Below are 8323 nucleotides of genomic sequence, written 5' to 3'. Positions count from 1 at the left end.
CGGCTTTTCAAAAAATCTCTCTCCAAAATATTCATAACTGGTTCACTCATTGCTGCTACTGTCTTACTGAATACTTAGAACCAGCCTCAAGTTTTTTAAGTAACTATTAATTTCAGTACAGAAACCTTATAGTACATCGATTCGTATCTCATTCAAATGCATACCGCTATATCACAATTCATGATATCCATTGGGGAATTGAAAGTTTTCACAGAGCGATAAAACAAGTATGTGGTATTTGTCGATTCCTGGTGAGAGATAGCTGTGCTATTAGAACACACATATTTTGTTCACTTCAAGCATTTGTTCGCTTGGAGTTCATGCGCTCTCAAAACATAATTTCTAATTGGTATGAATTGCAAAGGAACCTATTCACTTTAGTTGTGCGTGAGTACATTCTGGAAAACCTCACCAATACTTGTGCCGCATAGTACACATGGATGACATTTTTTGTCAATGCGTAAGTCCTACATTATTGAATTTGGATAATTTCAATATCTGCTTTTTCCCTCAACAGTCTATATATTCATCCAGAAAATAATTGAACTGACTCATTCTATAAGGCATTATTCGCCATCACTTTCAATTAGGATGTGTTTGCCTTGGGGAAAAGGGAAGGGGAGTGAACCTTTACCTTTTCCCTTTAGATTGCCTTTAGACTCCAACTAAAGTTAGAGACAACCTTCCACTGCGAGATGGACAGGTTCATCCATCACTCGATTGGACAAAAATGCCAACCCAGAGTGGACGACAAGAGATGGTCAATTGTTTATATTAAATCCATAGCAACGTTGGTGCACTTGGGTTGTAAGGCTTAAGTTTGCTTAATATAAACCGAAAGATGACTTACGACCGTGATAATCGTTCTCTATTCGTTCCGCCTTCAACTCAGGATCATATCCAAGGTGTACTGAATGCTGCTGTAGTATTTGTTATGTATGGAGATTATGAATGTTTTCAAAGTGCCAACGTCTATCGATTGATTAAAGTTGCTCAACAGCAATTGAGGGTTTCGTTTGGAGAAAACAATTTAGGTTTTATCTTCCGTCATTTTCCTCAGGTACAGATTCATCCACATGCTCAACGGGCAGCGGAAGCCGCGGAAGCCGCAGCGGCTCAAGGGCAGTTTTGGCAAATGCATGAGATGCTGTTTATCCATCAACAGGAGTTGGGAAATGGCTATCTAGTAGAGTATGCCAATCGTTCAGGACTTGATATTTCTCAATTTTTGCAGGATTTATCCAAGGGAGCGTATGTCAATCAGATCAATGTAGACATCGAAGGTGGACTGCGAAGTGGAGTGGAGGCTGCACCCGCTTTGTTTATTAATGGAATTCGCTATCTCGATCGCTGGACTGTTGAGCAGATAATGGCAGCCGTTGTTGCTGCAAATGATTAAGGTTTTTGATGCTTATCCCAACAAGTATTTCAGCGGGGAGTATTTCATAACTTCTATATAGACAACAAGAACCAGAGATTTGAGCAATTTAGCAAGAATACAGAGGCGATCGCAATGATGGTTTTTACATGGAAAAAAGTTCAAAAATTGTTGCTGTGGTTATTTGCATTAAGTGTTGTCGTTGGAATATCAATGCATCCAACATCAGCCACCTCCAGGGAATTACCTCAAGCGTCCAACTCTAAACCTGCGATCGTTCTCATTCATGGGGCTTTTGCTGACGGGACATCATGGCAACACGTCATTCCATTGTTGGAGCAGGATGGCTATAGAGTGACTGCTGTGCAGATTCCGCTCACCTCTCTTGCTGATGATGTGGCAACGACAAAGCGGGTGATTGACGATCAGAAAGGTCCCGTTGTTGTGGTCGGACATTCCTATGGTGGAAATGTGATCACGGGTGCGGCGGCTGGCAATCCACAGGTGAAAGCTCTGGTTTATGTTAATGCCTTCGCACCAGATGTCGGTGAAAAGACGAGTGATTTGAATAAAAAGTATGCAGCAGCTCCGATTAGCACAGCGATCGTATCTGATGCTGCAAACTTTCTCTATGTCGATCGCGAAAAGTTTCACGAATTTTTTGCCCAGGACGTATCGAAGGCTGAGGCGCGAGTGATGGCAGCAACCCAAAAGCCGATCGCTAGCGCAGCATTTGAGCAATCAGTGAATGAAATCGCCTGGAAAACGATTCCTTCCTGGTTTCTCGTGACTCAAAGCGATCGAGCCATTAACCCTGAACTTCAACGATTTATGGCTAAACGGATTGGTGCTAAGACAACCGAAGTTAACTCCAGTCATGTTCCTTTTATCTCTCATCCAAAAGAGGTTACCAAAGTGATTGAAGCAGCAAGCACTGCTGTAAAGTAATCCCAATTTAACGATTTGTTAGTGAGCTAAGTCCTGCGAACCAATCAGACGCAAGTTTGGTTTCTGGCAGAACATTTGGTGGATACACCATTGGTACGCAGTTAAATTCAGCAAATCGGGTGTTGTAAATCAAATAACTAACAGTATCTCAGCAATCGCTCTTTAAATGAATTCATTCGTGACTCCATTTATCCATTGCAGATAACAGAAAAACAGAACTTTATGACTAATTATGACTACATTGTAATCGGTGCAGGTTCGGCAGGCTGTGTGGTTGCCAATCGTCTAACCGAAGACAGTGACACAACTGTGTTACTACTCGAAGCGGGTAACCGAGATACGAAACCAGAGATTTTCATCCCAGCGGAGTGCATCAATCTACTAGGCTCAGAGGTGGACTGGAGCTATTTCTCTGAACCAGAACCCTTCTTGAATAATCGCAAAATCTTTTGTTCCCGTGGCAAAGTCTTGGGAGGCAGCAGTTCGATTAATTTCATGATGTATGTCCGAGGCAATCATCACGATTATGATCATTGGCAGGAGTTGGGAAATCCCGGTTGGAGTTACCAGGATGTCTTGCCTTATTTCAAGAAATCTGAACATCAGCAACGCGGTGCCTCCGCCTACCACGGAGTTGATGGGGAGTTGAGCGTTACCGATCTCATTGCGCCTACTGCAATTTCTCAACGATTTATAAAGGCATCTGTGGCAATGGGATTTGACTACAATCCTGATTTCAACGGTACGCAGCAGGAAGGAGCCGGACTCTATCAGCAAACTATCAAGGAGGGTAAACGGCACAGTGCTGCTGCTGCGTTCCTTGTGCCCATTCTCCAGCGTCGCAATTTGACCATAACGACTGGGGCATTGGTCACTCGATTGTTGTTTGAGGGAACCCGCACCGTTGGGGTGGAATATCTGCACGAGGGAATGCTGCACCAAGTCAGGGTTGAGCGGGAAGTGATTTTAAGTGCGGGCGCGTTCGATTCGCCCAAGCTGCTAATGCTATCCGGTATTGGGGATGCTGCACACTTACAAACATTAGGGATTTCTGTTGTCGTCGAGCTGCCAGGTGTTGGTCAAAACCTGCAAGACCACATTTTCTCTCCTGTGGTATACCAGGCAACTCAAGATTTACACTTTGCCAGCACCAGTAGTATCGGGGAAGCTGGATTATTTTTGCATAGCAAGTGGAATTCAGCGGTTGCACCCGATTTACAGTTTCTATTCGGTTCCATTCAGCTCTTACCCCCTAGCTATGCTCCAGCGGCATTTGGATTTACGGGTGCAGTCGCTTTGACCCATCTGCAAAATATTGGCAGTGTCGGTTTGCGAACGCCTGATCCTAAAGACACACCGATGTTGCGGATGAACTATCTGCAAAATGAAACCGATGTGAAGAAGCTGGTTGAGGGAATTAAATTAATGCGGCAATTGTTTCATAGCAACTTCTTTGATGAGTTTCGTGGTGCAGAAATTGCTCCGGGTGCTGAAGTTCAGAGTGATGAAGCACTCGTTGCTTATATCCGCAACAATTGCAGCACAGTGTGGCATCCCGTTGGCACTTGCAAAATGGGCATTGACCCAATGGCAGTGGTCGATCCTGAGTTGCGGGTACATGGGGTTGAAGGATTGCGAGTTGTTGATGCCTCCATCATGCCAACAATCACCACGGGAAATACGAACGCACCGACCATCATGATTGGTGAGAAGGCAGCGGATTTAATTAAAGCAGGTCGCACAGCACGAACGGTTCTCAGCAAATCTAACGTCCAAAATCCGGCGTATTCATCTATTTAGAAACGGGTGATCGTCTTTGCTCAATCTCAGATTATCATACCTGTTGAGCGTTTATCGGTCGATGTTAGGCAAACAGAACACTCGACCTCTGTAAAGGAATACACAATGGCACTGATTACAACACCATTCGGACGACATTCCACCGCCGCCGAGGTCGTAAAAAGAATTGATCTTTCCGGCAAGCGGGCGATCGTTACGGGAGCCGCGTCGGGCATCGGCGTAGAAACGGCGCGGGCACTGGCTCAAACTGGAGCGATTGTCACACTAGCTGTGCGTAATACCGATGCTGGAGCGCAAGTCGCGGCTGACATTATGGCTACTATTGGGAACCGGAATATTCATGTTGCTCCGCTTGATTTAAGCGATCGCAACTCAATTGCCAAGTTCATTGCTGCCTGGCGTGAGCCGCTGCACATCCTCGTTAATAATGCAGGGGTAATGGCACTGCCCGAACAGCGCACACCCGAAGACTGGGAGATGCAATTTGCCACTAACTATCTCGGACACTTTGCCCTAGCGCTCGGACTACACGACGCTCTCGCTGCAGAGGGTGCCGCCCGTATCGTGTTGGTTAGTTCTAGCGGGCACCTGATGTCGCCCATTGTGTTCGATGATATTCACTTCATGTTCCGTCCTTATGATCCGTGGTTGGCGTATGGACAGTCCAAGACCGCAAGCATCCTCTTTGCTGTGGGTGCTACTGCGCGCTGGTTCAAGGATGGCATTACCGCTAATGCCCTGATGCCCGGGGCGATCGCAACCAACCTCCAGCGTCATACGGGCGGTCTTAGAACCCCACCTGAGCGGCAGAAGACAATAGCGCAGGGTGCGGCAACTTCCGTTCTGTTGGCAACCTCTCCGCTACTAAAGGGCGTTGGCGGACGCTATTTCGAGGACTGCAATGAAGCCACTCTCGTCACCAACGGGAACGGCTATATGAGCGGAGTTGCCCCCTACGCCCTGAACCCAGACAATGCCGATCGGCTCTGGAATGAATCGTTGCGCCTGCTCGCTTGACCTGGCAGTAACAGTGAGCTTCACGCTGTTGATGAACGAATTGCCGGTCGTAAGCCTGCCAGCCTTTCGTCCATCATGCCCACGATCACCACGGGAAATACGAATGTACCCACCATCATGATTGGCGAAAAAGCAGCAGATTTAATTAAAGCGGAGCGAAGGTTGGCAGATCGAAGGGTTATTCAATACCCGGAAGTTAACGCTAGAACGTCAATTCTTCTTAGACGACTTTGACTCACTGAGCGCAGAGGCTCAACGTCAAGTGACCGATCTCGTTGCAGGTCTCAAGCAGCGTCATTAAGCAGGTCAATCAAAGGAGATGTAAGGAATGGCACGCTTGTTAAGATACAGCCCTTGCCCCAACTGGTTCCCAGCCTCCAGGCTGGGAACGAGGATACAATAAGTCTTTGGGCTTTACAAGCGTGCCATTCGGGTCAAACCAATGGACTGTTGAAGGCGATCGCAGATACTGGGACGGGTCGAATTCTTGGGTGTTCACTGTTGTGTCATGCAGGGGGTGAAATGATTTCGACGGTGCAGATGGGAATGCAAGCTCAGATGCTTTATACCGTTTTGCGCGATGGCGTTTTAACTCATCCAATAATGACTGAAGGGTTAAATCTGCTGTTCTCAAAGCTGTGATGCAACAGAACCGATAACATTTCAATGGTTCACACAAATCCAAAATCCCCATTATATTAACATAATGAAAAAACTAGAAGGAAAAATCGCCCTTGTCACGGGTGGCAACAGTGGTATCGGTCTTGCCACAGCTAAACAGTTTGTTGCTGAAGGTGCCTATGTCTACATCACGGGTCGTCGCCAAGTCGAACTGGATGCTGCTGTAGAAGCCATTGGTAAAAATGTTACGGCTGTGCAGAGCGATGTTTCTAATTTGGCAGACCTTGATCGTCTGTTTGTCACTATTAAGCAAGAGCAAGGACACCTCGATATCATCTTCGCTAATGCTGGCGGTGGACAAATTGCCCCACTTGGAGCAATCACTGAGGAACACTTTGACAAAACATTCAACATAAACGTTAAAGGTTTGCTGTTCACCGTACAAAAGGCACTGCCACTGTTGCCAGATGGCGCTTCTATTATCCTGAATGCTTCGATTACTTCTATAAAAGGTACGCCAGCTTTCAGTGTTTACAGCGCCACCAAAGCCGCCGTGAGATCATTTGCTCGGAATTGGATACTCGACCTCAGAGAACGCAAGATCCGAGTGAATGCCATTAGCCCTGGTGTGGTTCCGACTCCTGGTTACGATCATTTGGGACTGAATGACCAGCAGTTGCAAGAATTCGTGGACAGCCAAGCCAGCACCATCCCACTGGGACGAGTCGGCAAACCCGATGAGATTGCCAAAGCCGTTGTCTTTCTCGCTTCAGCCGACAGCAGCTTTGTGAACGGCATTGAGTTGTTTGTCGATGGTGGTATGGCACAGATTTGAAGTCCAAAAGCAGTTAAAGATGAAGCTTATCTCTGTTAATGTTGGCCTGCCGCGTGAAGTGCCCTGGAAAGGAAAAGCCGTCCGCACTGGAATTTTCAAAGAGCCAGTTAATTCGAGAGTGATGGTGCGCGAACTCAATTTAGATGGCGATCGACAAGCGGATCTCACCGTTCATGGCGGAGTTGACAAAGCCGTTTATGTTTATCCATTTGAACATTATGATTACTGGCGAAGCGAATTGCCTGACACAGATTTAACGCCAGGAATCTTTGGTGAAAATTTCACAGTCACAGGATTGAGAGAAGAAGAATTGAACATTGGCGATCGCTTTAAAATCGGCAGTGTGGAACTAATGGTAACTCAACCGCGTTTACCCTGCTACAAACTAGGGATTCGCTTTGGGCGATCGGATATGGTGAAACGATTTCTCACCAGTTGTCGCACCGGATTTTACTTTCGGGTTTTGCAAAAGGGCGAAGTTGGAGTCGGAGACACTTTAGAGTTGATTAGTCGAGATACTAACAATATTACAGTTGCTGATATCACTCAGCTTTATGTTCGTAAGCAAAACAATCCAGAGTTACTGCATCGTGCCGCTCAACTAAAAGCGTTACCTGAAAGCTAGCGGGATTACTTTCAGGAGCAGATCCATCGTCAGGATGTGAGATAGATCAACCTGTTGTAAAACGCCATCATGTCACTTTTATACACTTACAAGGAGTAATCCCATGACTACAAATCGCACAGTTTCGATTGATGGTTTAGACATCTTCTACCGTGAAGCTGGTTCTCGTGATCATCCGACGATTCTGCTATTGCACGGCTTCCCAACTTCCTCTCATATGTTCCGCAATCTCATACCTGCCCTTGCTGATAAATTCCATCTCGTTGCTCCTGACTACCCTGGCTACGGCAACAGTTCGATGCCTATAGTAAATGAGTTTGACTACACGTTTGATCGCTTGGCTGAGATTGTGGAGAAATTCATTGCTGCGATCGATCTCAAAAAGTACAGCCTCTATGTGATGGATTATGGTGCACCTATTGGCTATCGAATTGCCGCTAAATATCCAGAGCGCGTGCAATCTCTGATTGTTCAAAATGGCAATGCTTACGAGGAAGGTCTGCGCGAATTCTGGGAACCAATTAAGGCATACTGGCAAGAGCGATCGCCTGAGAATGCTGAAAAGCTCACATATCTTGTCACCTTGGAAGCAACGAAGTGGCAATATACCAACGGTGTTCGCAATCTAGAAGCGATCAGCCCCGATACCTGGACTATCGATCAACATTTCCTCGATCGCCCCGGCAACGGTGAAATTCAACTGGCACTGCTGTATAGCTACGGTACGAATCCACCACTCTATCCCCAATGGCAGGAGTATTTTCGCCAGTATCAACCCCCTACCCTGATTGTTTGGGGCAAGAACGACTACATCTTTCCTGCTGACGGTGCTTATCCCTACCAGCGTGATTTGAAAGATGTTGAGTTCCATCTACTCGATACCGGACATTTTGCTTTGGAAGAAGATGGGGACGCGATCGCAGACCATATTCGTCGCTTTCTGACCACTCATGTTGTAGAAAATACCAAGCTAACCACTAGTAACAAATAGTTTTGGCTGGGAAATACAGCACTTCCGTCTGTTATGAGGTACACTAGATTAAAATATAAATACTTTTAAATGAAGTCATATTCTGTCGAACTTCGAGAAAAAATAGTT

The 8323-nt window shown here is 46.2% G+C and carries 8 protein-coding genes and 1 pseudogene; all 9 read left to right on the top strand.

Annotated elements, in window-relative coordinates; translation table 11 throughout:
• Nucleotides 1-167 precede the first annotated feature (167 nt).
• Nucleotides 168-431 (top strand): annotated as a pseudogene (locus tag V7K49_RS00830) (IS701 family transposase); the annotation flags it as partial.
• A 410-nt stretch (nt 432-841) separates the two neighbouring features.
• A complete protein-coding gene (locus V7K49_RS00825) occupies nt 842-1399 on the top strand; it encodes a DsbA family protein (RefSeq protein ID WP_335204131.1) in 558 nt (185 codons plus the stop codon).
• Nucleotides 1400-1513: 114 nt separating this feature from the next.
• Entirely contained in the window at nt 1514-2326 is an 813-nt protein-coding gene (locus tag V7K49_RS00820) for an alpha/beta fold hydrolase (RefSeq protein ID WP_335204130.1), read from the top strand.
• Between the two features lie 222 nt (nt 2327-2548).
• Complete coding sequence (locus V7K49_RS00815; protein WP_335204128.1) at nt 2549-4126, top strand: GMC family oxidoreductase; 1578 nt, start codon at nt 2549-2551, stop codon at nt 4124-4126.
• 105 nt (nt 4127-4231) lie between these two features.
• The gene (locus tag V7K49_RS00810; RefSeq protein WP_335204127.1) at nt 4232-5143 is read left to right on the top strand and encodes an SDR family NAD(P)-dependent oxidoreductase; all 912 of its coding nucleotides are present in this window, start codon (nt 4232-4234) and stop codon (nt 5141-5143) included.
• Between the two features lie 354 nt (nt 5144-5497).
• Nucleotides 5498-5785, top strand: a complete 288-nt coding sequence (locus V7K49_RS00805) for a hypothetical protein (RefSeq protein WP_334874935.1) — start codon at nt 5498-5500, stop codon at nt 5783-5785.
• Between the two features lie 64 nt (nt 5786-5849).
• Nucleotides 5850-6599: an SDR family oxidoreductase gene (locus V7K49_RS00800; RefSeq protein WP_335204126.1), complete on the top strand. Its 750-nt coding sequence runs from the start codon at nt 5850-5852 to the stop codon at nt 6597-6599.
• A 19-nt stretch (nt 6600-6618) separates the two neighbouring features.
• On the top strand, nt 6619-7224 hold the full coding sequence (locus V7K49_RS00795; RefSeq protein ID WP_335204125.1) for an MOSC domain-containing protein: 606 nt from the start codon (nt 6619-6621) through the stop codon (nt 7222-7224).
• A gap of 103 nt (nt 7225-7327) precedes the next feature.
• A complete protein-coding gene (locus V7K49_RS00790; protein WP_334874931.1) occupies nt 7328-8215 on the top strand; it encodes an alpha/beta fold hydrolase in 888 nt (295 codons plus the stop codon).
• Nucleotides 8216-8323 lie beyond the last annotated feature (108 nt).

It is taken from the genome of Nostoc sp. (assembly GCF_036919675.1).
Lineage (GTDB): Bacteria > Cyanobacteriota > Cyanobacteriia > Cyanobacteriales > Nostocaceae > Nostoc.
The sequence above is the reverse complement of the archived record's forward strand: the minus strand, read 5'-3'. Positions and strand labels throughout refer to the sequence as shown.

Coding starts and splice junctions, on each gene's coding strand:
- V7K49_RS00790 (WP_334874931.1), top strand. CDS start 7,328: ATGACTACAAATCGCACAGTTTCGATTGATGGTTTAGACATCTTCTAC.
- V7K49_RS00825 (WP_335204131.1), top strand. CDS start 842: ATGACTTACGACCGTGATAATCGTTCTCTATTCGTTCCGCCTTCAACT.
- V7K49_RS00820 (WP_335204130.1), top strand. CDS start 1,514: ATGATGGTTTTTACATGGAAAAAAGTTCAAAAATTGTTGCTGTGGTTA.
- V7K49_RS00815 (WP_335204128.1), top strand. CDS start 2,549: ATGACTAATTATGACTACATTGTAATCGGTGCAGGTTCGGCAGGCTGT.
- V7K49_RS00800 (WP_335204126.1), top strand. CDS start 5,850: ATGAAAAAACTAGAAGGAAAAATCGCCCTTGTCACGGGTGGCAACAGT.
- V7K49_RS00810 (WP_335204127.1), top strand. CDS start 4,232: ATGGCACTGATTACAACACCATTCGGACGACATTCCACCGCCGCCGAG.
- V7K49_RS00795 (WP_335204125.1), top strand. CDS start 6,619: ATGAAGCTTATCTCTGTTAATGTTGGCCTGCCGCGTGAAGTGCCCTGG.